This window comes from Staphylococcus debuckii (assembly GCF_003718735.1).
GTDB classification, from domain to species: Bacteria; Bacillota; Bacilli; order Staphylococcales; family Staphylococcaceae; genus Staphylococcus; species Staphylococcus debuckii.
Genome location: NZ_CP033460.1, coordinates 2,418,384 through 2,443,085, shown reverse-complemented (window position 1 = coordinate 2,443,085; position 24,702 = coordinate 2,418,384). Strand labels below are relative to the sequence as shown.

19 protein-coding genes are annotated in these 24,702 nt (G+C 38.9%); 15 read left to right on the top strand and 4 right to left on the bottom strand.

The window, feature by feature from the left end; genetic code table 11:
• The first annotated feature begins 33 nt into the window (after positions 1-33).
• Positions 34-3,042, top strand: a complete 3,009-nt coding sequence (locus CNQ82_RS11810) for a glycoside hydrolase family 2 TIM barrel-domain containing protein (protein ID WP_123145426.1) — start codon at positions 34-36, stop codon at positions 3,040-3,042.
• Positions 3,043-3,410: 368 nt separating this feature from the next.
• Here the strand turns inward: CNQ82_RS11810 and CNQ82_RS11800 are convergent, their stop codons facing one another.
• Complete coding sequence (locus tag CNQ82_RS11800; protein ID WP_123145424.1) at positions 3,411-5,363, bottom strand: fructose-1,6-bisphosphatase; 1,953 nt, start codon at positions 5,361-5,363, stop codon at positions 3,411-3,413.
• A 271-nt stretch (positions 5,364-5,634) separates the two neighbouring features.
• A complete protein-coding gene (gene uptA / locus CNQ82_RS11795) occupies positions 5,635-6,255 on the bottom strand; it encodes an undecaprenyl phosphate transporter UptA (RefSeq protein ID WP_123145423.1) in 621 nt (206 codons plus the stop codon).
• A gap of 515 nt (positions 6,256-6,770) precedes the next feature.
• On the opposite strand from uptA, the gene CNQ82_RS11790 reads away from it, so the two are divergent.
• The 5 genes from CNQ82_RS11790 to CNQ82_RS11770 all read left to right on the top strand — a co-directional run bounded on the left by CNQ82_RS11790 (position 6,771) and on the right by CNQ82_RS11770 (position 11,821).
• Positions 6,771-8,045 (top strand): pyruvate MFS transporter, encoded by a 1,275-nt coding sequence (locus tag CNQ82_RS11790; RefSeq protein ID WP_123145422.1) that lies wholly within the window; start codon positions 6,771-6,773, stop codon positions 8,043-8,045.
• A 147-nt stretch (positions 8,046-8,192) separates the two neighbouring features.
• The gene (locus CNQ82_RS11785) at positions 8,193-8,495 is read left to right on the top strand and encodes a putative quinol monooxygenase (RefSeq protein WP_123145421.1); all 303 of its coding nucleotides are present in this window, start codon (positions 8,193-8,195) and stop codon (positions 8,493-8,495) included.
• A gap of 87 nt (positions 8,496-8,582) precedes the next feature.
• The gene (gene budA / locus CNQ82_RS11780; RefSeq protein ID WP_164711971.1) at positions 8,583-9,290 is read left to right on the top strand and encodes an acetolactate decarboxylase; all 708 of its coding nucleotides are present in this window, start codon (positions 8,583-8,585) and stop codon (positions 9,288-9,290) included.
• Between the two features lie 210 nt (positions 9,291-9,500).
• A complete protein-coding gene (locus CNQ82_RS11775; RefSeq protein ID WP_240624890.1) occupies positions 9,501-11,321 on the top strand; it encodes an FUSC family protein in 1,821 nt (606 codons plus the stop codon).
• Positions 11,322-11,407: 86 nt separating this feature from the next.
• Positions 11,408-11,821: a DUF2188 domain-containing protein gene (locus CNQ82_RS11770; protein ID WP_095103569.1), complete on the top strand. Its 414-nt coding sequence runs from the start codon at positions 11,408-11,410 to the stop codon at positions 11,819-11,821.
• A gap of 238 nt (positions 11,822-12,059) precedes the next feature.
• On the opposite strand, the gene CNQ82_RS11765 is transcribed toward CNQ82_RS11770, so the two are convergent.
• The gene (locus CNQ82_RS11765; RefSeq protein ID WP_123145419.1) at positions 12,060-13,259 is read right to left on the bottom strand and encodes a GTP-binding protein; all 1,200 of its coding nucleotides are present in this window, start codon (positions 13,257-13,259) and stop codon (positions 12,060-12,062) included.
• Positions 13,260-13,513: 254 nt separating this feature from the next.
• Here CNQ82_RS11765 and CNQ82_RS11760 point away from each other — a divergent pair, with 254 nt between their 5' ends.
• The 4 genes from CNQ82_RS11760 (at position 13,514) to CNQ82_RS11750 (ending at position 17,977) form a co-directional block, all read left to right on the top strand.
• Positions 13,514-14,212, top strand: a complete 699-nt coding sequence (locus tag CNQ82_RS11760) for a GTP pyrophosphokinase (RefSeq protein ID WP_123145418.1) — start codon at positions 13,514-13,516, stop codon at positions 14,210-14,212.
• A gap of 546 nt (positions 14,213-14,758) precedes the next feature.
• Positions 14,759-14,920, top strand: a complete 162-nt coding sequence (locus tag CNQ82_RS13190) for a hypothetical protein (RefSeq protein ID WP_164711970.1) — start codon at positions 14,759-14,761, stop codon at positions 14,918-14,920.
• Between the two features lie 162 nt (positions 14,921-15,082).
• Positions 15,083-17,188 (top strand): AAA family ATPase, encoded by a 2,106-nt coding sequence (locus tag CNQ82_RS11755; RefSeq protein WP_123145417.1) that lies wholly within the window; start codon positions 15,083-15,085, stop codon positions 17,186-17,188.
• Positions 17,189-17,362: 174 nt separating this feature from the next.
• Complete coding sequence (locus CNQ82_RS11750; RefSeq protein WP_123145416.1) at positions 17,363-17,977, top strand: SA1002 family membrane protein; 615 nt, start codon at positions 17,363-17,365, stop codon at positions 17,975-17,977.
• A 57-nt stretch (positions 17,978-18,034) separates the two neighbouring features.
• Here the strand turns inward: CNQ82_RS11750 and CNQ82_RS11745 are convergent, their stop codons facing one another.
• A complete protein-coding gene (locus CNQ82_RS11745; protein WP_338062280.1) occupies positions 18,035-18,640 on the bottom strand; it encodes an FMN-binding negative transcriptional regulator in 606 nt (201 codons plus the stop codon).
• A gap of 121 nt (positions 18,641-18,761) precedes the next feature.
• Between CNQ82_RS11745 and CNQ82_RS11740 the strand changes: the two genes are divergently transcribed.
• The 5 genes from CNQ82_RS11740 to CNQ82_RS11720 all read left to right on the top strand — a co-directional run bounded on the left by CNQ82_RS11740 (position 18,762) and on the right by CNQ82_RS11720 (position 24,686).
• A complete protein-coding gene (locus CNQ82_RS11740; RefSeq protein ID WP_123145414.1) occupies positions 18,762-19,442 on the top strand; it encodes a GntR family transcriptional regulator in 681 nt (226 codons plus the stop codon).
• Positions 19,443-19,467: 25 nt separating this feature from the next.
• Positions 19,468-21,003 (top strand): gluconokinase, encoded by a 1,536-nt coding sequence (gene gntK, locus CNQ82_RS11735; protein WP_123145413.1) that lies wholly within the window; start codon positions 19,468-19,470, stop codon positions 21,001-21,003.
• A gap of 119 nt (positions 21,004-21,122) precedes the next feature.
• Positions 21,123-22,484: a gluconate:H+ symporter gene (locus CNQ82_RS11730; protein ID WP_123145412.1), complete on the top strand. Its 1,362-nt coding sequence runs from the start codon at positions 21,123-21,125 to the stop codon at positions 22,482-22,484.
• A gap of 75 nt (positions 22,485-22,559) precedes the next feature.
• Entirely contained in the window at positions 22,560-23,408 is an 849-nt protein-coding gene (locus tag CNQ82_RS11725; RefSeq protein ID WP_123145411.1) for a hypothetical protein, read from the top strand.
• Between the two features lie 42 nt (positions 23,409-23,450).
• A complete protein-coding gene (locus CNQ82_RS11720) occupies positions 23,451-24,686 on the top strand; it encodes an acetylornithine deacetylase (protein ID WP_123145410.1) in 1,236 nt (411 codons plus the stop codon).
• Positions 24,687-24,702: the final 16 nt, after the last annotated feature.

Here is a 24,702-nt window from a genome sequence, read left to right as displayed (position 1 = left end):
AGGAAATATTCAATTACAAGGAGGACTCCCGATTTGAAATTAGATTTGCATTATAACTTAAAGCAATTACATGTTAATACCTTACCTTATACTAATCACTTTGTTCCTTGTCATAACACGGACGAAGCGGACGCTAACCCGAAAGACTTAGAGAAGGTCTGCGTTACACCGCTCAACGGCACTTGGTCTTTTGATTTTTACGAAGATGTGGAAGCCTTTGAACAAGCTCTGCACCATAAAGGCGATGGAGAACTGTCTGTACCAGGTGTATGGAACTTGAAAGGTTACGACCAAATTCAATATGTGAATATCAAATATCCGATTCCTTTCGATCCGCCGAACGTCCCGGCAGATAATCCCTGCGGCTACTACCAACGTAACTTTGAACTTGCCGCACTTTATCCTGAGCAAGACCACCAATACGTCTTGAACTTTGAAGGCGTCAGCAGCGCTTATTACGTGTGGGTCAACGGACAATTCGCAGGCTACAGTCAAGTCGCACACTCCATCTCCCGTTTCGACATCACGGACTTAGTGACTGAAGGACCTAACACCATAGCCGTCCTCGTGATGAAATATTCTGACGGGACCTACTTTGAAGACCAAGACATGTTCCGCCACTCAGGCATATTTCGCGACGTCTACATTACAGAAAGACCCGCTCGCCGAATTGAAGACTTCAAGCTCAACACTACGCTCGATACTTCAGCGCACACAGGCCAGATCCACATCGATATTCGCAAACAAACAGGCAATCCTGCCATCAGTTACGCATTTTTCAACCCTGAAGGCACCCTAGTGGAAAAAGAAAACCTGGAAGAGCAGGCAACAATTACGATAGATGCTCCTGAACTTTGGACTGCAGAAACGCCGTCTTTATATACCTTGCATCTAATAACAGCAGAGGAAATCATCGTGCAGAAAGTCGGTATACGAGAAGTTGAAATTAAAGATCAGCAACTGTGGATCAATAACCAATCTGTTAAATTACGCGGCGTTAATTATCATGACAGTGACCCAATAACAGGTTATACGGTGTCAGAAGAACGCTTAATTGAAGATTTGACTTTAATGAAAGAAGCAAACTTTAATGCGATTCGTACAGCACATTATCCTAAGTCACCACGCTTTTACGAATTGACCGATCAATACGGCTTCTATGTGATGAGTGAAGCGGACTTAGAAACGCATGGCGTAGTGATGCTTTATGGCGATGAAAATACCAAAGATTTTAATCTTATTGCTAATAATCCTAAATACGAAGCACCTATTTTAGACAGAGTGACAACTTCGATAGTGCAATTGCAAAATTATTCATCGATTATTATGTGGTCGCTAGGGAATGAATCGGGTTATGGTCAAAATATGAAGAAGGCAGCAAAGTTAGCCCATCAATTAGATGCAACGAGACCGATTCATTATGAGAGCGCTTTTTATGCTGAAGGCGGAGAAGACTTTAGTGAATTAGATGTTATCAGTCGCATGTATCCTTCTCCGACTGAAATTAAAAAACGGTACTTAACTAATAAAAATGTGACACAACCTTTTATCTTATGTGAATATGCACATGTAATGGGTAACTCTCCAGGCGGCTTAGAAGCTTATCACGAATTAATGGAAAAATACCCGGCCTTTATTGGCGCATTTGTATGGGAGTGGTGCGATCACGCGATAGCTGATGGATACAAAAATGGTCAGTATTGCTTCAGATATGGCGGCGATTCAGGAGAAAGTCTGCATGACGGCAACTTTTGTGTCGATGGAATTGTCAGTCCAGACCGCATACCACACGACGGTTTTTACGAATTTCAAGAAGTGCATCGACCATTGGTGCTGAAAAAGTATAAAAAACTGAAATGGACCGTACGTAATCAATTAGATTTTCTGAATTTGGCAGATTACATTACGATTAATGCTCAATTTACAACACTTTATGGTGAAAGCAAGATGCTTCCTTTAGAAATTAATGACTTGAAACCACATGAGGAAAGCGTTATTAATTTTGCACCTTTGCTGAAAGAAAATGATATACATTTTGATTCACTAAGTGATATCAAGTTATTTTATTATGCGAAACAAGATATCGGGTTATTGAAAGCAGGAACTTGCTTGGGGCATGATCAAGCGGTTTATCAACGTCAAGCTGTCAATGAAGTAGCGCCAAAAGAAGGTATGATCACCGGACAAACTTCTTTGAAGATATGTGATAATATCGCTGCGGTAAAAATTAAAGATTGGGAATATCACTTTGATACTGAAAAGGGCTCTTTAAATTTTGTAAGTCATCATAACATTCCGTTGCTCACTGCACCTACACAAATTACAATTTGGCGCGCTCCAACGGATAACGATATGTATGTGTCACAAAAATGGAAAGAAATGGGCTATTCAGATCCAAGCATACGCAGATACGGATTTACAATTAATGAGGAAGAAGATAAAGTCACATTGATATTCGACCTTGCACTTTATAGTGTGCATGTACCGAGAATTCTGAATATCAGATTAAGTTGGGAAATTTATTCGGACGGTCATATTGATGTCAGTATGAAGGCGGAGAGAAATTTACGTATGCCATCATTACCGCGAATAGGAATGGTGTGGCCGTTGCCGAAAGAATGCGAAGCGGTGCGTTATTATGGCAACGGACCTTTCAGCAGTTACAGCGATAAGAACTTAGCCAGCTATTTAGGATGGTTTGATACAACAGTTGATGATAATTTCCGACCGCATATCCGACCACAAGAAGACGGCAGCCATAATAATGCGACATTGATAAATCTTTATAGCAAGCATCAAGCAGTTGGATTTATATCAGATGAACCTTTCAGTTTTAATGTTAAACATTATTCAGACCAGCAAATGACTGCAACTGCACATCATGATGAGTTAGTTAAAGAACCTTATAGCTTTGTGCATATCGATGCAGCACATAGAGGAATAGGTACTAATAGTTGCGGGCCTAAATTGCCGAAACGTTATCAAATTAATCAAGAATGTTACGAATTAAATTATCGAGTAGATTTTAATGAGTTGAAATAAATGAGGGAGCAGAACAGAAATAATATGGGTTCAAATTATTTCGTCGTTCTGCCTCGGCAAAGCTAACTAGAATAGAAAAAAGCTTGGAACAAGCGTATTTTCTATTCAGATAGCTACTGCCAATTTGGAAAGAGGAGCTGAGGACTAGCTCCTCTTTTTAATTGTTTTTGTAAATTTAGATTAGTTATTTGGACGAGAAACAGTTTTATGGAAAACTGTCTAGGCGAAGACGGCGAGCCCCGACTCTTTGGCCACAAACTGTCTAGGCTGAGGCGACGAGCTCCGACACTTTCCCCAAAACATACAAAAAGACAGAGGAACTGGGACATAATAATGTCCCGCTCCTCTGTCTATTCAAGTTAATCATCTTATTCGAAAAAGCGATGAGACATCAAGTCTTTTAAATTCGCAATTTCTTCTTTAATTAATTGTCCGGTATTTGTGTCACGGATACGTTTACGTGTTAACTCTTTATCCACTAAACGTTTTGTAGATAATTCGTCTGCACCGTAGCGTAATACATTTTCTTTCGTATTGAAATGTTGGTGTGCAACTAGTTGCATACCGTAAGAATTATATAACAATGTGTATCCTGCGATACCTGTAGTAGATTGGTACACTTTTGAGAAGCCGCCGTCAATAACAATCATTTTGCCATCAGCTTTTATTGGATTTTCTCCGTCGATTTCTTTTACTGGAGTATGACCATTAATAATATGACCCGCTACTGGATCCAAATCAAACTCTTCCAGTAAATGACCTACAATCTCAGCATCTTCACGTAATGAGTAATAAGGGTTCTTCTCTTCCTTGTGCGTCGCTTTATCTTTAATAAAGTAACGTTCGAAAGTTGTCATTGCTCTTTTTCCGAAAAGGGAAGAATATTTGCCGGTCCATAAATACCATACGAGATCTGTTGCTAAGTCGTCAGTAATATCTTTATGGCGGAAGGCTTTGCGCATATAATCTTCGAATTGATCTAATAAATCACGGCCGGAATAAAATTCACCGTCAATTTCCATGCCTTCCATTTTGCCATTTTCATCAATTGGAATACAGCCATGAATAAGCAGATTGCCATTGTATGGTAAATAAAGAGAACCTTTGTCCATTAAGAAGGTCATATGACGTTTCAATTTCTCAGATTCTTGCACCGATACTAACAATTTATCAATGACTTCTTGTTCTTCTGACAACATTTTAGCTGGATCTTCAGGATCTACAGTCACAAAACATGTATCTGTTAAATCGTGTGTTTCTCCATGCAACGTATAAGTCAGATTCTCATAGTCCACATGTTCTAATACTAAACGGTCTTCCATTTCGAACGAAGGACGACGTTTGATAATCGGTATCTCCAATTTGAATTGAATCATCGCAATAGCTTGATGTATTTTAGTGATTTGTAATTGATCTTGTTCCGATAGATTAGAATCTGGACGTAATTTCGGACGGAATGCCGGATTATCCCCATAGTATTTTTCCGCAAGGCTGAGTAACGGACGTAGGTTGATACCATACGCATCTTCGACAATATTTAAATTATCGTAACGCGCGCAAATACGTAGAATGTTGGCAAGGCAGACTTTAGAGCCGGCATACGCACCAATCCAAATCGCATCATGGTTGCCCCATTGAATATCTACTGAGTGATAATCAATCAATGTTTCAACGATTTTTTCTGGTTCAGGGCCACGGTCGTAAATATCACCGACGACATGCAAGTGGTCTACCACTAATCTTTGAATTGTATAAGACATACCAATAATTAAATCATCAGCTTGTTGTGTCTCGATAATTTGATTCATTAACGTATTATAATAAGGTGTTTTATTGTCGAGTTCGTTATTTTTGTATAACAGTTCTTCAATAATATAAACGAATTTTTTAGGCAATGCTTTACGTAATTTAGAACGTGTATATTTTGAAGCGGAATATTGAATCATTTGTATCATTTTTTCAATTGTTTTTTCATACCAATGATTTAAAGGTGCTTTTGTTTCAAAATTGCTTTTAACTAATTTTAATTTATCTTCTGGGTAGTATATTAAAGCCGTAAAATCACTGATTTCTTGGTTAGACATAGTATCTTTAAAAATGTCATTCACCTTTGTACGCACATTGCCTGAGCCATTACGCAATACGTGTTGGAATGAAGCATATTCACCATGCAAGTCGCTGACAAAGTGTTCTGTTCCTTTCGGCAGTTCTAAAATAGATTCTAGACTGATAATTTCTGTTGCTAACTGCTCTTCGTGATTAAATTTTTCTGCAAGCAAGTCAAAGTATTTATGTTTAAGTTCACGATCTGTGGTCTTCATTTCTTCCTCCTGTGCTTCTATTATTAATAGCGCTTACATTTGATTATTGTACTTTTTTTAAAATTTTTCAATGGTAGTGATGGAATTGTTGAAAATAAGTCGCACTAAAAAGTAAACGATTTCAAAAAATACGTAAAAAGCGTTATTTCATACGTATAAGAGTAAAATAAATTTAAAAGGCAAGACTCCTATTGAATACAGAAATCTTTCTTAAAAAGCAAAACGTATGAACATGCAGTTTGTAATTCAAGCATGTCCATACGTTTTTTAATTAGTTTGCATTTGAATTTTTGCGACGTTTTGAAATGAAACGGATAACAAAGATAATAAATAAAATGGCTAGGATAACCAACATAATTGTGGAATAAGTGTGCATTGCATTGAGAATTTGATGCCAGTTGTCACTCAGTGCTTTACCTAAATAAATCAAACCAAAGTTCCAAATAGTCGTCCCTAATAATGAAAGCGTCGCGAAAGTCACAACATTCATACGACTGACGCCTGCTGGAATAGTAATTAAGACACGTAACACGGGAACAAAGCGACATAAAAATACTGCAGCAGCTCCATATTTTCTGAACCAATCATTGGCACGTTTAACATCTTTACCTTTTAATTTCATCCATTTACCGTATTTGTCTACGAAACGATAAAGTTTCTCTTCGTTGACTAAGCGACAGATATAATACAAGACTAGCAGACCGATAAATGAAGCAACGGTAGCAACGATTAATAGCATCCAAATAGAAATGTGAGATTTAGCTGATAAGACGCCAGCGAAAGTCAACACAACCTCTGAAGGGACAAAAGGTAAAATATTTTCTGAGAGAATGAGGATGAAAATTGCCAAATATCCCCAGCGGCTAATAAAATCCGTTAGAATTTGTTCCATTTTTAATAATGTGACTCCTTTTGAAGTTTTATATATAGTTAATTTATGTAATTTTATGATGATTCAAGAATACATACATCGATAATCATTGTACTAAAGAATGCGGAAAGTTACACATAATTTGAGGCTGAAATAGTGAAAATACATCTTGAGATGGAGTAGGAAATACGGTAATCTCACTTTTTCATTCACTCACAAATTAATATTTATTCATTTAAGAAAACAATAGAGAAGTTTCTTTTTTGTAAAATATTAAGATTGAGAAATTTACCTTTTTTACCAAAAAGATTTACAAATTAATAAAAACCGACTAATCAAGTCGACTTAGTTTTTACCTTAATGCAGATAGCATAAGGCATGTCAATTTTAAAGAAAATAATATATTGTACAACTATAAGTTCATACTTTTGTAAAAAAGTTATTGTAAACGATTTCAAATCGTGGTAATATTTACTAAAATAACTTAGGTCATATGATGACCTAATGTATCTTTATTCAGGAAAGTTGGGATATATATGACTGAAAGAAAGAGTAACGTTCGATGGTATTTTGCGATTGCCTTCTTTATTATCGGAGTTATCGCTTATATGGATAGATCGAACATCTCCTTAATTGCTGGACCAATGATGGAAGATTTACATATGACAAAGGCGCAATTTGGATTATTAGCTACATTCTTCTCAGCAGGTTATGCATTAATGCAAGTGCCTTCAGGGATTATGGCTGAAAAATTCGGTCCAAAGAAGATGTTGTCGATTGCATTGATTTGGTGGAGTTCATTTACGATTTTAACAGGGGTTGTTAAACATCATGGTTTATTATATTTAGTACGTTTCTTATTTGGTATCGGGGAAGCTCCGATGTACCCTGCCAATGCAGTATTCAACTCAAACTGGTTCTCTCGTGGTGAAAAAGGCCGTGCCTCTAGCTTCTTGCTTGCTGGTTCTTACTTCGGTCCAGTTATTGCACCAGGTGTAACAGTTTTAATTGTCACAATGTTCAATTGGCAAGCCGTATTTTATATCTTCGGTGCGGTTGGATTTTTAATCGTATTATTATGGGCGATAATCGCGAAAGACTTGCCTGAACACCACAAGATGGTCAATGAAGCTGAGAAACGTTTCATCATGGAAAACCGTGATGTTCAAGATGCTGGAGAGAAACAAAGCGCACCTTGGAGTGCCTTCTTTAAACACTTCAGTTTCTATGCGATTGCTGCACAATACTTTGTAGTACAGTTTATTGTCGGTTTATTCTTAATCTGGTTGCCGACATATGTGATGGAACAATATCATGTGAAATATACTTCTCTAGGTACATTAGCAGGGATTCCTTGGTTAGCAATGTTGCTATGTATCTTAGGATTCGGTGCTTTATCAGATAGATTATTGCAAGCTGGAAAATCACGTTTTGTAGCACGTGGTTCTATCGCTATTATCGGTATGATTATCTTCAGTATCGGTTTACTGTTTGCTATCCGCAGTGAAGTATTAGAAGTCAATATCGCGTGGTTAGCAGTCTGCTTAAGCGGTATGGGTATTACAACAGGTATGAGTTGGGCAGCTGCAGCAGATATCGGCCGTAACTTCTCTGGTACTGTATCAGGCTGGATGAACTTATGGGGGAATGTCGGTGCGATGCTGAGTCCATTACTTGCTGGATTCTTTGCTGATTTAATCGGTTGGACTTGGACATTACAATCTTTATTAATACTCGTAGTCATCGCAATTGTAATGTGGTTCTTTGTAAAACCTGATACAGCTTTAGTAGCTGAAAAGGATAAATATTAAGTAAGATAATATAAGAAGTATCTATGGTTGATTCACCGAGGAAATGCGGTGTTTCAAGATAGGTGCTTCTTTTTGCGTGGTTCAAAGTATTATTTTTCGGGAAAAGTAAAGATAAGAAAAATTTGGAATAAAGAAAGGGAGAACAACATGATTACTGTAATTGCAAAAACGAATGTCAACGATGCAAATTATGACCGTTATTCAAGTTTAATCGGCCAATTAGTGGTTGCCTCACAAGCTGAAGAAGGAAATGTCAGTTATGAACATTATGAAAATGCCAGTATTCCTAATTCCTTTGTAATTATTGAACAGTGGAAAGATAGACAGGCGTTGAATGCGCATATTGAAGCGGATCATTTCAAAGTATATTGGCAAGAAGTTACACAACTCTGCATTAATGAGCCGACAATCCAGATGTTTGAAGATAGTGATGAGATCAGCTACGAATAAATCGCTCTGCGCACTTCTATATCAATTGGAAAGTGCTATAATATAGGTATTCATAAACAGATGCAAAATTAAGGAACGATAAGGAGATTGAGTGTTATGATTTACCAACATGGAACTTTAGGAACTTTAATGGCCGGAATGCTTAAGGGAACAGCGTCGATTGAAGAAATGCTGAAACATGGCGATTTGGGAATCGGTACGTTAGACGGATGCGACGGTGAAGTTATTATTTTGGATAACGAAGCATTTCATGCTAATGAATACGGCGAGTTCAAAAAGTTAAATGGTGATGAAATGACACCTTTTTCAACGGTGACAGATTTCAAACCTAATAAAAAATTCGACATCCATAACACCATCAGTTCGGAAAACTTGCTAGATACCATCTTAGTCAGAATGAAAAGTCAAAATTTATTTTCTGCCGTCAAGATTCATGGCAGCTTTAAAAAAGTGCATGTGCGTATGATGCCGAAACAAGAACCGCCTTATCAACGTTTGATGGAATCGGTTAATAGACAGCCAGAGTTGACGTTCGAAACAGTAAATGGTACTATCGTCGGCTTCTTTACACCAGAATTATTCCATGGCGTCGGTACAGCAGGATTCCACTTGCATTTTGTAGACCAAGAACGCACAGTCGGCGGTCATGTCTTAGACTTTGAATTAGAACGTGGTACAGTGGAAATTAATGATGTAGAAACTTTCGAACAAAATTTCCCAGTTCATGACGAGGAATTTTTAAACGCTGACATTGACTACGAAAATATTGATGAAGAAATTCGTCTAGCTGAATAATACGTACTATTATAAGAGCAACCTTCTGCTTAGAGGGTTGCTCTTTTATGTCTCGCATTCTGGTTTGAAAGAGATGATACAATGGGAATGAGTAGATAACTAAGAAAAACAAAGAAAGGAATCTGTCTCATGACACATTACATAAGTTCACTGTTTCAATTCACTCGGCAGAATGTCAATTTTAAGAAAGGATTCAGGCAATGTTTATTAATGCTGATTCCTTTATTAGTCGGGTATTTTGCCGGACAGTTCCAATGGGGCCTGTTGATGGCGACAGGTACTTTGACGAACATTTATGTGTTCGGCGGTTCTAATAAGTCGAAATTACGGATTGTATGGTGGTGTGCGGTAGGATTCACACTTTGTATCGTACTCGGCACCATTACTGTACCGATTCCGCTTCTCTTCGGCCTCTTACTGCTGTTTGTCACTGTAGTCGCTTACTACATCTTCAGTGCCTTAGAAATCCCGGGTGCTTCCTCAACCTTCTTCATTGTAACCTTTGCCTTGCCGATCAACATGCCCGTCGCACCTGCAGAAGCTTTAATGCGCGGTACAATGGTCTTTGCCGGCGGAATGTTGACGATGCTAGTACTTTGGATAATGTTGAAGTTTCAAAAGAAAAGCGGGGAAGTCAGCGCAGTAGAAAAAGAGTACCAACTATTAATCCAATTATTTCATGATTATACAAATGAAGCGCAATATAAAACGACCACGAAACAGTTGGTCGACCAATTTAAATCAACTGATAAACAATTGATTACTTCGTCCGGCGCAGGTAAAAAGCAATCGAATACTCTGCATCGCCTATATTTGCTGCATAACAATGCAGAAGGGATTTTCGCTGAAATACTAGAATTGAAAACGAAACAAGTTCAAGCATTACCAGACATCCTATTTGAAATGATGGAATATGTGGCGCAAAGTGTGCTGCATAATAATGCATCTGAGAATCAAGTACAATGGAAAGAAAAGGTAGAACTCTCGCCAGATTTCCAACGATTGGAAAAACAAATCTATCGTACCGATGAGATTTTACACAGCCCAGAAGGACAAGTGCAATATGAGGCGCATTTACGTAAGCCTTTATATGGAAAGCAGCTGATCTATAATCTTACTTTAGATTCTTTAGTCTTTATGAACACCATGCGTTATTGTGTGATTATGGGTGTGGCTATTTTTATTGCGTTGATGTTTGATTTCGATAAAGCGTATTGGGTGCCGTTGACGACGCATACGATATTGATTGGCACGAATACTATCCATAGTATGGAACGGGCCGTGGCGCGGACAATCGGTACTTTTGCCGGGGTCATTGCTTTAAGTATTATTCTGGCATTCCATCCGCCGATGCTCGTCAGTATCTTTATCTTGTCTGTCAGTGCCATGTTTACAGAAGCGTTAGTAGGTGCTAATTATGCTTTAGCAATGATTTTCATTACGACACAAGTCATCACCTTGAATGGATTGGCTTCGGGCAAACTATCGATTCTCATCGCCTTGCCAAGAATGTTGGATTTCGTGATGGGTGTTGTTATTGCAGTTATCGGCTTGTTGATTTTAGGACGTAAAAATGCCTCGCAAACCTTGCCGATTGCCATCTCTGAAGTGGTACGTTATGAAAGTTCATTCTTTTATTATCTTTTTTCCAAAAATGCTTACCTTGAACATCAAGCACCACGCTTTGATGAAATGAAACTGAATATTAAATTAAGCAACATGTACGGTATGTATAACAACGCGCATGGTGAATTATTTACCGATACACAGCAAGTCAGCCAGTATTATCCCGTTATGTTTGCGCTCGAAGAAATCAGTTTCATGCTGTCACGTGCGCAGCATAATGGTCATCCTCATACGGTTGATGATGCCGAAATGGGTCAATACTTGATTGCGTTCGAAGAAATGGCTTTACATTTTGAAAAAGGTATACCTATGACATTCGGTACTGGCTTACCTTCCATGCCGCAATATGTGCATATCCGTTCTGCCTTGCTGAATGTTCAGCAATATACGCGTTTGCAAAAATAAAGAAAATACCTTGCCGAACCGGTTTGATTGAGATGCATTAAACCGTGGTATAGTGAACTAACATTAAAATGATGAGGAGGACGCTTATGCCTTGGACTTTAGATGATTATCCGAATACTTGGAAGAACATGGATGAATTAGAACGTAAGAAAGCGATTGATATTGCCAACGCAATGTTGGAAGATGGTTATGAAGAAGGACGCGCGATTCCGATTGCCACAGAACAAGCTGAGAATTGGTATAAAGACGCGACAAAAAAAGAACTGGATGAATTAAAGCATAAAGATGTTACCAAACATCAGAAAGATAAAGATGCAAATCCTGAACTAAATGAAAATGACGTCGAAGTCTATAAAGAAGATGGTAAATGGAAAGTACGCACATATGGTGCCAAACGTGCTGCGGACGATTATGATAATAAAGAAGAAGCGGTGAAACGTGCTGAACATATTGCAGATAATCGCGGTACCAAAGTACATGTGAAAAAAGCAGACGAATAAGTAATAAATGCTAGAAGACGATTATAAAATGATGGATTGTGGTAAAAAGAATTATTGATTCGTGAGAAGATGAATCGGTAACACGAATCGTGAGGGAGCCACAGATGAACCAACTGCATTTAATTGAATTGACCTCTTAAAGGGTTACTCGCATAACGAGTGCCGCTTTAAGAGGTTTTTAATAGGTATTAAAAAAGAGAAATACCATTTCGGCATTTCTCTTCGTTCTTTTATCTGATTAAGCTTGCGTAATTTGCCAACCGTATGGTTCAGGCAATTGTGACCAGTCTGAATCAAATTCTTCAGTAGTAAGTAAGCAAGCGTCTAATTCTTTAGTGATTTTTTCTTGATCCAAATCTGTGCCGATAATGACAAATTGAGTATGACGGTCGCCAAATTCAGGATCCCAATTTTCACGCACATCTTCGCGTTCATGCAAAATCGCACGTTGTTTAGGTTCAGACATTGCTGCAACCCAGAAAGTAACCGGGTGGATAGAGACTGAAGAACCTGCTTGAGACATCAAGCATGCTACGTGATTATATTGCGCTAACCAAACAATACCTTTAGCACGTACGACTGTATTCGGCATGTTTTCTAACCATTCATGGAAGCGTTCAGCATGGAATGGTAAACGACGTTCATATACAAAGGAAGAAATACCGTACTCTTCAGTTTCAGGTGTATGTTCAGCATGACCGCCATTTGTTAGTTCTTGTAACCAACCTGCAGAATTGCTGGCTTTTTCAAAATCAAATAAGCTTGTGTTTAAGACATCGCTCAATTTTACTTCAGAGTTGACTGTGCGGATGAAGCGGGCAGTAGGTTGCAATTTACGCAAGATGCCTTCTAAACGATCTAATTGTTCTTCAGTGACTAAGTCTGTTTTATTCAATACAAGCACATCGCAAAATTCCACTTGGTCAATCAACAAATCAGCGATAGTGCGTTCATCTTCATCACTCGCACCTTGGTCGCGGTCGACAAGTAAGTCTTCAGATTTGATGTCATTGATGAAGCGGTTCGCGTCAACTACTGTCACCATCGTATCCAGACGGCAAATGCTAGTAAGGTCGATGCCTAATTCGTTATCAATATATGAGAAAGTTTGGGCAACTGGTACAGGTTCAGAAATACCAGTAGATTCAATCACGATTTGATCAATACCGCCGCGTTTCACAATACGTTCTACTTCTTGTAATAAGTCTTCGCGTAAAGTACAGCAGATACAACCATTTGATAATTCAACTAATTTCTCATCAGTACGTGAAAGCCCCCCACCTTCAACGACTAAATCTTTATCAATATTGACTTCACTCATATCATTGACAATGACAGCAATGCGTAATCCTTCTCTATTTTGTAAAATATGGTTTAATAATGTTGTTTTTCCTGAGCCGAGGTAACCACTCAGTACCGTTACAGGTATTTTAGCCATAAAAAAATCCTCCTATTTATCTATGCACATTTCGTTAATCGTAATAATTACGATTTATATTGTATAGAAAAAAACGACTCGGCGCAAGATGCAAAAATATTTTACTTTTTAAAAAGGGGGTGGAAAGCGAGAGATTCGCTAGACTGAAGAGTAATCCAAAATAATTTTTAAAGCGATTTTTTGGAAATGAAATAAATTTTGTTTGCATGTGAACTCCGTTATAATATAAGTGTGTAAAGAACGGAGGAAATATTATGTATGTAGAAAGAAGAGAAACGCTCAATATAAATGCGCTTAAAAGAGATGTCCAGCGCAATATTACAAAATTTCAAGACAATCATTATCAGATAGAAGAGCTTGTTGATTTTGTCAGCTTGCATCATTTATATGCTTCCGCCTTAGAAGAGGTCAGTACTAAACTCAGTATTTTAGATAATGATTTTCAGATTCTTTATGAACATAATCCGATCCATCATATGGAACGTCGCGTAAAAGAAATCAGCAGTTTAGTCCGAAAATTAGAGATACGCGGGCTGCCGGTGACGACAGAGTCTGCACGAGAGAACATTACGGATATTGCGGGTATTCGCGTAGTATGCAATTACTTAGAAGATATCGAAGTGGTAGCTTCATTATTATTAAAACAAGCTGACGTCAAGCTGTTGAAAAGAAAAGACTATGTGAAAAGCCCGAAAGAGAATGGCTACCGCAGTTTACATCTGGTAGTTTCAATTCCAGTATTTCTGACAGATAATGTAGAACATGTCCCAGTCGAAATCCAGATACGCACAATCGGTATGGATATGTGGGCCAGCTTAGAACATAAATTGCGTTATAAGAATGCGACCGACACAGAGGTCTATCGAGATACACTCAAACAATGTGCAGAAGAAATCAAAGAAGTTGAAAGTAAGTTGCAACAAATGCATGGAGAAATATTAAAACAGAACTAATATAGGTATATATATAAAGGAAGAAATAAGTAGGGGGGAGCGAGACATTTGTATGTTTCGCTCCTTTTAATTATGCGGAAGTGTCTAGAAAGCGGGTGAATCTAGACACAAGATTTCGAGAAGTGTCTAGAAAAGGGCGTTATTTAGACACAAGTTTTTGGGAAGTGTCTAGAAAAAGATGTTATTTAGACACAAGTTTCGGAGAAGTGTCTAGAAAAAGCATGTTATCCGCCCCTTATCCAACTTGAAGATAGAAGAAAAATAGAATAGTTGATCAACACAAACAGTTACATGCACAAAAAACGTAAAAAAGTTTGAAAAATGCATATTTAATACTTGATTTATGTATAATTATGCGTTATACTTACATATGTAAGGTTGATAAAGCGAATAAAAACAACAAATCCATTGTTTGACTTTAATTGACCAAAGTATAAATATACAACAATAAATCAAAGATTATAAAATAAAATTGAAATTTATCGTAAAAACAAGAAAAATACAGCGACAAATTCTATAAACGACGCACGTGTTGTGCTCTACGTAATGAAAGTCGCATCAGAGAAGTGTTTGAGAAATGCTGGAAGCGGATATATAAAGATTGTAACCAATGAGTGGCAACAATATTTAAATCACTCTCTTTCAAAACGCGTTACATCTGTAAAAGCAATCAAATCGCAGCATTCATCACAAGACTCAGACCTTTAAAGGACACAAGGCAGAAAAGTAATAATCAATGATTTGTGTCGCTTGCCACATGAAAGCAAGAACAAATGAAATTTTAAGAAAAGTGTGAAACAGTAATTCAAATTACAAACAGACAGAAATTTTTATTATGGAGTTTCACCAATTAACGGAGGTTATAATTATATGAATAACGGATTTTTCGGAAATGATTTTGACTCAATTTTTAGAAGAATGATGCAAGATATGCAAAACGCAGATGGAAATAAAAAATATTATATCAACGGCCGTGAAGTGTCACCTGAGCAATTGCAACAAATTCAACAACAACAAGCTCAAGGTGGACAACCAGCACAAGGTGTTCAAGCGGGACAACCTGGTCAAGCTGGCGGTGGTCAAGGCGGCGACGATTACTTAGAAAAAATCGGTCGTAATTTAACACAAGAAGCTAAAGACGGCTTATTAGATCCAGTTATCGGCCGCGACAAAGAAATTCAAGACACTGCAGAAGTGTTAAGCCGTAGAAATAAAAACAACCCTATCTTAGTAGGTGAAGCTGGTGTAGGTAAATCAGCAATTGTTGAAGGTTTAGCACAAGCCATTGTAAAAGGTAACGTGCCAGCTGCAATTAAAGACAAAGAAATTATTGCAGTAGATATTTCTTCATTAGAAGCAGGCACACAATATCGTGGTGCTTTTGAAGAAAATATCCAAAACTTGATTAACAGTGTAAAAGAAAGAAAAAATGTCATCTTATTCTTTGATGAAATCCATCAAATTATCGGTTCTGGTTCAACTGGCGGAGACTCAGGAAGCAAAGGCTTATCTGACATCATCAAACCAGCATTAGGTCGTGGAGAAATTTCATTAATCGGTGCTACAACTCAAGACGAATACCGCAACAACATCTTGAAAGACCCAGCATTAGCACGTCGTTTCAACGAAGTAGTTGTCAAAGAACCTTCAGCTAAAGATACTGAAGAAATCTTGAAAGGTGTACGCGAAACATTTGAAAAACACCATAACGTGAAATTACCTGACGAAGTCTTAAAAGCATGTGTAGACTTATCTATTCAATATATTCCACAACGCTTATTACCAGATAAAGCTTTAGACATCTTGGATATTACAGCTGCACACTTAGCTGCTAAAAATCCAGTTGTAGATAAAGTGGAAGTTGAAAAACAAATCAAAGAATTAGAAGATAAAAAATCTAAAGCAGTCAGCGAAGAAGCTTATTCTGAAGCAGATAAATATCAAAAACAAATTAAAGAATTACAAGACAGCTTAGAGTCTGGCAGCGGCGAAGCTACAACAGCTACTGTACAAGACGTGGCTGCTACTGTAGAACGTATTACTGGCATTCCAGTATCACAAATGGACGATAATGATATCGAACGCTTGAAAAACATTTCAAAACGCTTGAAAGATAAAATTATCGGACAAGACAAAGCCGTTGAAATGGTATCTCGTGCAATCCGTCGTAACCGTGCAGGATTCGACGAAGGCAACAGACCAATCGGCAGCTTCTTATTCGTAGGCCCTACTGGTGTAGGTAAAACAGAATTAGCTAAACAATTATCTATCGACTTATTCGGTAACAAAGAAGCACTTATCAAATTAGACATGAGTGAATATATGGACCGTACAGCTGTATCTAAGTTAATCGGTACAAGCGCTGGTTATGTTGGTTATGAAGACAACTCAAATACTTTAACTGAAAAAGTAAGACGTAATCCTTACTCAGTTATCTTATTCGATGAAATTGAAAAAGCAAATCCTCAAATCCTAACTTTATTATTACAAGTTATGGATGACGGTAACTTAACAGACGGTCAAGGTAACGTCGTAAACTTCAAAAACACAATCATTATCTGTACTTCAAACGCTGGTTTCGGAGATGAAAGTGAAAAAGAACGCGAAGACTTAATGGAAGACCTTAAAAAATTCTTCCGTCCAGAATTCCTTAACCGCTTCAACGGTATCGTAGAATTCACTCACTTAGACAAAGATGCTTTACAAGACATCATCAACTTATTACTTGACGATGTACAAAACACTCTTGAGAAAAAAGGCATCACACTAGAAGTCAGTCAAGATGCTAAAGATTGGTTAATCGATCAAGGTTACGACGAAGAACTCGGTGCACGTCCATTACGCCGTGTAGTTGAAAGAGAAGTACGTGACCGTATCACAGACTACTACCTAGAACACACAGATGTAAGTGATGTTAAAGTCACATTAGAAGACGACAACATCTTAATCAATGGTGAAAAAGTAGATTCACTATAAGTTGTAAAACGTTAAAACAAACAAATCCTAAATAGCTATTAAACAAGCACCTCGTTTCATTCCATAGCGTTTGAAGCAGGGTGCTTTTTACATAAGAGAAAAAAGGGTATAGAATGCATTAAGCGTCTAATCACAGACCATTAAAATATATTATATTAATAGCGAGGTTGCATCATGTTTATAGTCAATTTAATTATCGTACTCATCTTATTCTTATTAACCGGCTTTTTATCAGGACGCTACCAAGATAAATACCTATTTGCCAAATCCTTTTTAATCAGTGTGGGCATGGTGATTTCCGGATTCCTCTCACTCATAATTTCCGGATTCATCATCTACTGGTTGCTTATTCGCTTACTCGGCGACCGCAGCAGCATCTTCGTACTCGGCATCATCATTATCTTACTTGCCGGAATCATGAACTACTTCATCGTTCACCAACTCATTAAATGGAACGATTATAACGAAATGCTCGTCGCCATACTAGAATATTACATACAGTGGACTACCATCTTTTTCACACTCTACCAATTCTTGACCTCCAGTCCGCAGAACCTGAAGAGCATTGCCAAACTAGAAATCTCTACCGATACCCTAGATTTGAACCTGCTCAACATCATCATCCTGCCAGTCCTCCTCATCAGCTGGATCGCACTTGCCATGGTTCGTCTGTACATTAAAGACCATAAATGGGCCGAAGAAGAAAGCGAAGCACAAGACGAAGAGAACAAAGAGAACGATTCTAATTCTACTTCTAGAAAAGAAACCTCTGGAGAGCAGAAAAGCTGAAGAAAGTACCTCAACCTAAAAGTGTTGGAGCTATCCGCCTGGAGCCCCAACACTTTTTTATTCCTGCTCATCCTTCATTGCGTCAGCCACACTATTATGTTCATCTTCTAAATGGTGAATAATATTTTGATAATCTGTATGATTGCGATTTTGACTCAATTTATAAGCAGCAAATACTTCTGATACTGTAATATGAAAACCGACCACACCATGAATTTGCTGCAAGGTCTCTTCAGACAAATTGTCCCAGCGTGCGCCATCACTTTTTTCAAAGCGGTTTAATAACTGAATCAGATCCTTCTTTACTTCAACCTCAGTCAATAAGTCGGGTTGGCCATATACTTGAACACTTTGATAATCCCATGTCGGTACATCTTCGTGGCCATACCAAGTAGAAGAAACATATGCATCCGGGCCTTGAAAGATAATCAAAACCTCATCGCTATGCTCTAAAGTTTGCCACTGCGGATTCGCTTTCGCAAAGTGGCCAGCGAGTATTAAACTCTCGCCATCTTCATGAATCAATATCGGTAAATGCGTGGCTAAAGGCCGTCCATTTTCAGCAGTCGAAACAATGGTCGCAAATGGATGGTCATTAATAAATGCTTTAATTTTGTTCATATCATGTTCTTGGTAATACTTTGGAATATACAATTTTATCACCTCCAAGCCTCACTTTATTATTCCTTTTTTTATGAAAATTAATGTAAGCGATTGCATTTATAGCGAATTTGTATTAATATACTTGTATACAAGTATGTAGAAACAAGGGGTTGTACTACACATGGGAGAAAATTATCCACAACAATGGATGGAAAACATGACAACGGGGGAGAAAGTCGCAGCTGAATTAAGACTTCAAGTTGTAGAGGGGAATATAGAAGCTGGGACGTGTTTGACAGAAAATCAAATCGCCAAACAATTTAATGTCAGTCGTTCGCCTGTGCGCGATGCATTTAAATTATTGAAACAAGATCAATTAATTTGTTTGGAACGTATGGGCGCTGATGTGTTAGATTTCGGTGAGGGAGAACGCCGTGAAATTTATGATTTGCGTATTATGATGGAATCCTTTGCTTTTACCAAAGTAAAAGACCATCAAAGAGCAGAATTAGCGAAAGAAATGCGCAAACATTTAGAAATCATGAAGGTCGCTGTACAATTTCAAGATGCAGAAGCTTATACTGAACATGACATTAAGTTTCACGAAGTCTTAATTTACGCGACACAACATCGTTATCTGCTCAGCAGTTGGAATAATTTGAAACCTTTGATGCTATGTTTGATTTTGTTATCCATGAGAAAACGAATGCGTGAAGAGCCTGAAGACTTTGAACGCATTCATCATAATCATGAGGTATATGCAGAAGCAGTTGAGAAAAACGATACAGCACAATTAAAAGAAGCGTTCCATTTGAATTTTGATGATGTAGGAGATAATATTGCCGGTTTGTTTTATAGATGATTTAACTTTTGGAGGAGGATAAGCCATGAAGTATATGATTGGGGTCGATGTCGGCACAACAAGTACAAAATCAGTTTTGTATGACGAGAATGGACAATTTATTCGTAAACACAACATTGGTTACGATATGGATACACCTAACGTTGACACTTCCGAAGAGAATCCTGATGAAATTTTTGACGCAGTATTGATGACTATCAAAGCTGTGATTCGTGAAGAAAGGGTAGCTGCAGAGGATGTGAAATTGATTGCCTTCAGTGCACAAATGCATAGTTTGATAGCGATGGACAATAATCAACAACCTCTCACAGAGAGTATTACTTGGGCAGATAATCGTGCAAGCAAATATGCGGATGCTATTCATTCTGAACATAATGGGCATGAGATTTATAAACGCACAGGTACACCGATTCATCCTATGTCGCCGTTATCTAAGATTTTTTGGATGAAAAATGAGAAACCAGAAATTTATAACAATGCTAAGAAATATATCGATATTAAAAGCTATATCTTATATCAACTTTACGGTAAATATGTGATGGATCAATCTATCGGTTCAGCGACAGGTATGATGAATTTAGAAACATTGGATTGGGATAATGGAGCGCTAGAGTTACTTGGCATTACTAAAGACCAATTACCTGAGTTAGTACCAACGACACACGTGATGACTGGTATGAAACATCGCTATTCTAATTTGTTGGGTGTTAAACCGGATACTCCGGTTATCGTAGGTGCTAGTGACGGTGTGCTTTCTAACTTAGGGGTGAACAGTTATAAAAAAGGAGAAGTGGCGGTCACTATTGGTACATCAGGCGCTATCAGAACAGTCATCGATCATCCACGGACTGATGATAAAGGACGTATTTTCTGCTATGTCTTAACAGAAGACCAATACGTCATCGGCGGACCGGTTAATAATGGCGGCATCATTTTACGCTGGTTGCGTGATGAGCTCTTAGCGAGCGAAGTTGAAACAGCGAAACGACTCGGCGTCGATCCTTACGATGTCTTAACTAAGATTGCCAGCCGTGTAGAACCAGGTGCCAAAGGTTTAATCTTCCATCCTTATTTGGCTGGAGAACGTGCGCCGCTGTGGAATGCGAATGCTCGCGGTTCTTACTTCGGCCTTACATTAGCTCATAAAAAAGAACACATGATTAGAGCAGCACTTGAAGGCGTGCTCTACAATCTTTATACCGTGTATCTGGCTTTAATTGAAGTGATGGGAGAAACACCGACAGCGATTAAAGCCACAGGTGGTTTTGCAAAAAGTGAAGTATGGCGTCAAATGATGGCAGATATTTTTGCGACAGATGTCATCGTACCTGAAAGTTATGAAAGTTCCTGTTTAGGTGCTTGTGTACTCGGTCTGAAAGCACTCGGTGAGATTGATGATTTCTCTATTATTGAAGAAATGGTCGGTACTACACACGCTCATCAACCGAACCAAGACGCTGTAGAAACATATCAGCAATTAATCAGTATCTTTATTGATTTAAGTCGCTCTCTTGAAAGCCAATATGCTAAGATAGCAGACTTTCAACGTCATCATCTATAAATAATAAAAGAGATGAGTCCAATAGCATAGAAACATCAGCGTAAAGCTGATGTTTTTATGAAAGGGAGATGTAAACGCTTCCTCCGAATGACTCATCATCACGAAAGTGAGGAAAACTTATGTTTGGGGAAATTTGGCCGCTGATTACAGTGGTAATCGGAATTTTGATTTTATTAGCCTTAATTATTCTATTGAAGTTAAATACTTTTATTTCATTGATTATTACTTCCATGGTTACTGCCATCTTACTGGGTATGCCATTAGACAAAGTAGTTGAAACCGTTGAAAAAGGAATGGGCAGCACGCTGGGTCACATCGCGCTTATCTTCGGTTTAGGTGCTATATTGGGTAAATTATTATCAGACGGCGGCGGAGCAACACGCATTGCCGATACCTTGATTGAAAAATTCGGTGAGAAAAATGTGCAATGGGCAATGGTGATTGCAGCATTTGTCATCGGTATTGCATTATTCTTCGAAGTAGGATTAGTCTTATTAATTCCACTCGTCTTTACATTAGCAAAACGTACTAAAGTTTCACCATTGAAAATCGGTTTGCCGATGATTACCGCATTATCAGTGACGCACGGCTTCTTACCGCCGCACCCTGGTCCAGTGGTTATTGCAAAAGAATTGCATGCTAACTTAGGACAAGTATTGATGTTCGGTATTATTATCGCTATTCCAGTAACTATTATTGCAGGACCGTTATTCGGTAGAATTGCACCGAAATTAACACCGACTGCTTATACACGTGAAGGCGATATTTCATCATTAGGTGCACAACGAGAATTCAAACCTTCTGAAATGCCAAGCTTCGGTATAAGTGTATTAACTGCTACTTTACCGGTTATTTTAATGTTAATTGCTACCATTGTACAATTAGCTACCGGCTCTGTTGACGGCGGAAAAAATATTATCGAAAAGATTATTTATTTCATTGGAACAGCAGATACAGCAATGCTGATTGCAGTAATATTCGCGATGTTTACAATGGGTATTAAACAAGGACGTAAAAATAAAGAAATTATGACTTCAGTTACAGAAGCGATTTATCCAATCGGTATGATGATCTTAATCATTGGCGGCGGCGGTACTTTCAAACAAGTACTCATCGACGGCGGCGTCGGCGATACAATTGCTAAAATGTTCGAAGGTTCTACAATGTCTCCAATCTTATTAGCATGGATTGTCGCAGCAGTCTTAAGATTAGCACTCGGTTCAGCAACCGTTGCAGCGATTTCTACCACGGGTATCGTGTTGCCATTGCTTCAAGCAAGTGATGTCAACGTCGCACTTGTAGTATTGGCAATCGGTGCCGGAAGTGTTATTTGTTCACACGTCAACGATGCAGGATTCTGGATGTTCAAAGAATATTTCGGCCTTACTGTTAAAGAAACATTCTTAACATGGTCACTTCTGGAAACAGTTATTTCTGTATCTGGTATTATTTTCATCTTATTTATCAGCTTATTTGTTTAAGCACAGACTTCGGCGGCTACGGCTGCCGATTTTTTTGTTATAGTAAAGATAATAGAGAAAAAGGCGGTGAGCAAGATGGCGAAATTTGTTTTGACAGAAGGTGTTTCACAAATTGCACAAACTATCATCAAGACTTTTTCAGAAGCGGAAATTCCGCTGACTGTATTAGTAGATACCTCCGTGCATACTACAGACGCACATCCCTACATTACCTATCAGCCTATCGATTGGTTGAATACTCAAGAATGGGAGCGTCACTTAAATGAGGCAGAATACGTTATTTTCAATGTTCACAGCAAAATGTTCAACAGTAGTTTGTGGCATGGCTATCGGTCAGATCTGAGACGCTTGATTGGACAGTTTGTGCGTTGCTGTACACCTCGCCATATGATTGAATTGACCTTGAAAAAAGAAGCACCTATATTTGCAGAAGCAGAGGTATATACCTTGCCGAAATCTTACTTTTTCAGCAATAGTAATGTGCATACCGAAACCGCTTCTTCCCTGCAAGCTATGCAAGTCCGTGCTACAGACACACCTGAGACTTTATTGAAGACTTACGCAACCTATTTGCGCAAAGTAACATTCGGACTTATCGAAATCCGCGATTGGCCACATCAATATAATATTTATCTTAAAGGCACTCAACGTCCGCTTATTGCGATGCATCCTCAAACGATGCCTGCTGTAGAAGCCATACAATTGCACATCCTGCCAGAAGGATTGCTCTCAAAGGATGTCTCCAGCTCTTCCATGTCTTTCCTTTTCACGAAAGTGAGCAAGACAGAATTGCAGACATTGCTGTATCGCTATGAGTCCGCGTTGCCGTGGTGGCTGTATCTGTGTACGCAAGCGGTAATTCATGATGCGGTGATGGCTGGATTCGGAAGATGGTTAAGAGTGTACAGAAGTCCTAAAGATTGAGATGATGGGGGTAAAGAATGCTTTGGAAAGGTGGATGGCGAAATGAATAAACGTCACTTTGATTTGTTGAAGCTGTTGGTGGAGTACAATACGGAGAGTCCGCCGGCGCGTAATACGGATCCGTTGCAGGATGAGATTCAAGCGTTTCTGGAGGAGAATGGATTTGAGGTGCAGCGTCGTAAAATGTATGACCATGATAGTATTGTGGTCGGTGTGTTGAAGGGTAAAGATCCGCGTGCGCCGAAGTTGATATTGAATGGTCATGTGGATGTTGCGAATGTGGAAGATCCGAAGTATTGGACGTATCCGCCGTTTGAATTGACGGAGGTGGATGATTGGCTGTACGGCCGCGGCGTGAGTGATATGAAGGGCGGCGTCGCATCACTATTCTATGTGTTGGAGCGTCTGCGTAAAGAGGGCGTTGAACCTGAGGGCGATATTATTGTGCAGTCGGTTGTCGGCGAAGAAGTCGGTGAAGCGGGGACGAAATATGCTTGTGAGATGAGTCCTGAAGCAGATTTGGCTTTAGTGATGGATACGAGTGATAACCAAGCGCTCGGGCAAGGCGGCGTAATTACAGGTTGGATTACGGTGCAAAGCAAGGAGACGGTCCATGACGGTGCACGTAGTCAGATGGTGCATGCTGGTGGCGGGCTGTATGGGGCCAGTGCGATTGAAAAAATGGCTAAGATTATCACGGCGTTGAAGGAACTGGAGCAGCATTGGGCAGTCATGAAGTCTTACCCAGATATGCCTGCAGGAGCGAACACAATTAATCCTGCAGTGATTGAAGGCGGCCGCAATCCGGCGTTTATTGCGGATGAATGTCGCTTATGGGTGACGGTGCATTTCTTGCCGGATGAGGATTATCATGAGGTCGTGGAGGAAATTGAGGCGTACTTGAATCGCGTGGCTGAGGCAGATGTCTGGCTGCGTGAGAATCCCTTGCAATTTGACTGGGGCGGCACGTCGATGATCGAAGACCGCGGCGAAGTCTTCCCAAGCTTTACCTTGCCGTTAGAACATCTTGGCTACAAGATGTTGGAAGCGGCACATGAAGCGGTTTATGACGAACAACTCGTATCCGGCATGACAACGACCGTGACTGACGGCGGCTGGTTGGCCGATGCCGGTGTGCCTACCATTTTATATGGGCCTGGCAGTTTAACGGAGGCGCATAGTGTGGATGAAAAGGTAAAGAAAGAAGAGTTGGCCCACTATAGTGAGGTGCTCTACAAATTCTTGAAGTCATGGTATGCGAAGCCTGAAAAAGAATAATGTGTATATGAAAGAA

Excerpts from the sequence above, each read along its gene's own strand:
- CNQ82_RS11800 (WP_123145424.1), bottom strand. The coding sequence starts at position 5,363 with ATGAAGACCACAGATCGTGAACTTAAACATAAATACTTTGACTTGCTT.
- uptA (WP_123145423.1), bottom strand. The coding sequence starts at position 6,255 with ATGGAACAAATTCTAACGGATTTTATTAGCCGCTGGGGATATTTGGCA.
- CNQ82_RS11790 (WP_123145422.1), top strand. The coding sequence starts at position 6,771 with ATGACTGAAAGAAAGAGTAACGTTCGATGGTATTTTGCGATTGCCTTC.
- CNQ82_RS11785 (WP_123145421.1), top strand. The coding sequence starts at position 8,193 with ATGATTACTGTAATTGCAAAAACGAATGTCAACGATGCAAATTATGAC.
- CNQ82_RS11775 (WP_240624890.1), top strand. The coding sequence starts at position 9,501 with ATGCTGATTCCTTTATTAGTCGGGTATTTTGCCGGACAGTTCCAATGG.
- CNQ82_RS11770 (WP_095103569.1), top strand. The coding sequence starts at position 11,408 with ATGCCTTGGACTTTAGATGATTATCCGAATACTTGGAAGAACATGGAT.
- CNQ82_RS11765 (WP_123145419.1), bottom strand. The coding sequence starts at position 13,259 with ATGGCTAAAATACCTGTAACGGTACTGAGTGGTTACCTCGGCTCAGGA.
- CNQ82_RS11760 (WP_123145418.1), top strand. The coding sequence starts at position 13,514 with ATGTATGTAGAAAGAAGAGAAACGCTCAATATAAATGCGCTTAAAAGA.
- CNQ82_RS13190 (WP_164711970.1), top strand. The coding sequence starts at position 14,759 with ATGAAAGTCGCATCAGAGAAGTGTTTGAGAAATGCTGGAAGCGGATAT.
- CNQ82_RS11755 (WP_123145417.1), top strand. The coding sequence starts at position 15,083 with ATGAATAACGGATTTTTCGGAAATGATTTTGACTCAATTTTTAGAAGA.
- CNQ82_RS11750 (WP_123145416.1), top strand. The coding sequence starts at position 17,363 with ATGTTTATAGTCAATTTAATTATCGTACTCATCTTATTCTTATTAACC.
- CNQ82_RS11740 (WP_123145414.1), top strand. The coding sequence starts at position 18,762 with ATGGGAGAAAATTATCCACAACAATGGATGGAAAACATGACAACGGGG.
- gntK (WP_123145413.1), top strand. The coding sequence starts at position 19,468 with ATGAAGTATATGATTGGGGTCGATGTCGGCACAACAAGTACAAAATCA.
- CNQ82_RS11730 (WP_123145412.1), top strand. The coding sequence starts at position 21,123 with ATGTTTGGGGAAATTTGGCCGCTGATTACAGTGGTAATCGGAATTTTG.
- CNQ82_RS11725 (WP_123145411.1), top strand. The coding sequence starts at position 22,560 with ATGGCGAAATTTGTTTTGACAGAAGGTGTTTCACAAATTGCACAAACT.
- CNQ82_RS11720 (WP_123145410.1), top strand. The coding sequence starts at position 23,451 with ATGAATAAACGTCACTTTGATTTGTTGAAGCTGTTGGTGGAGTACAAT.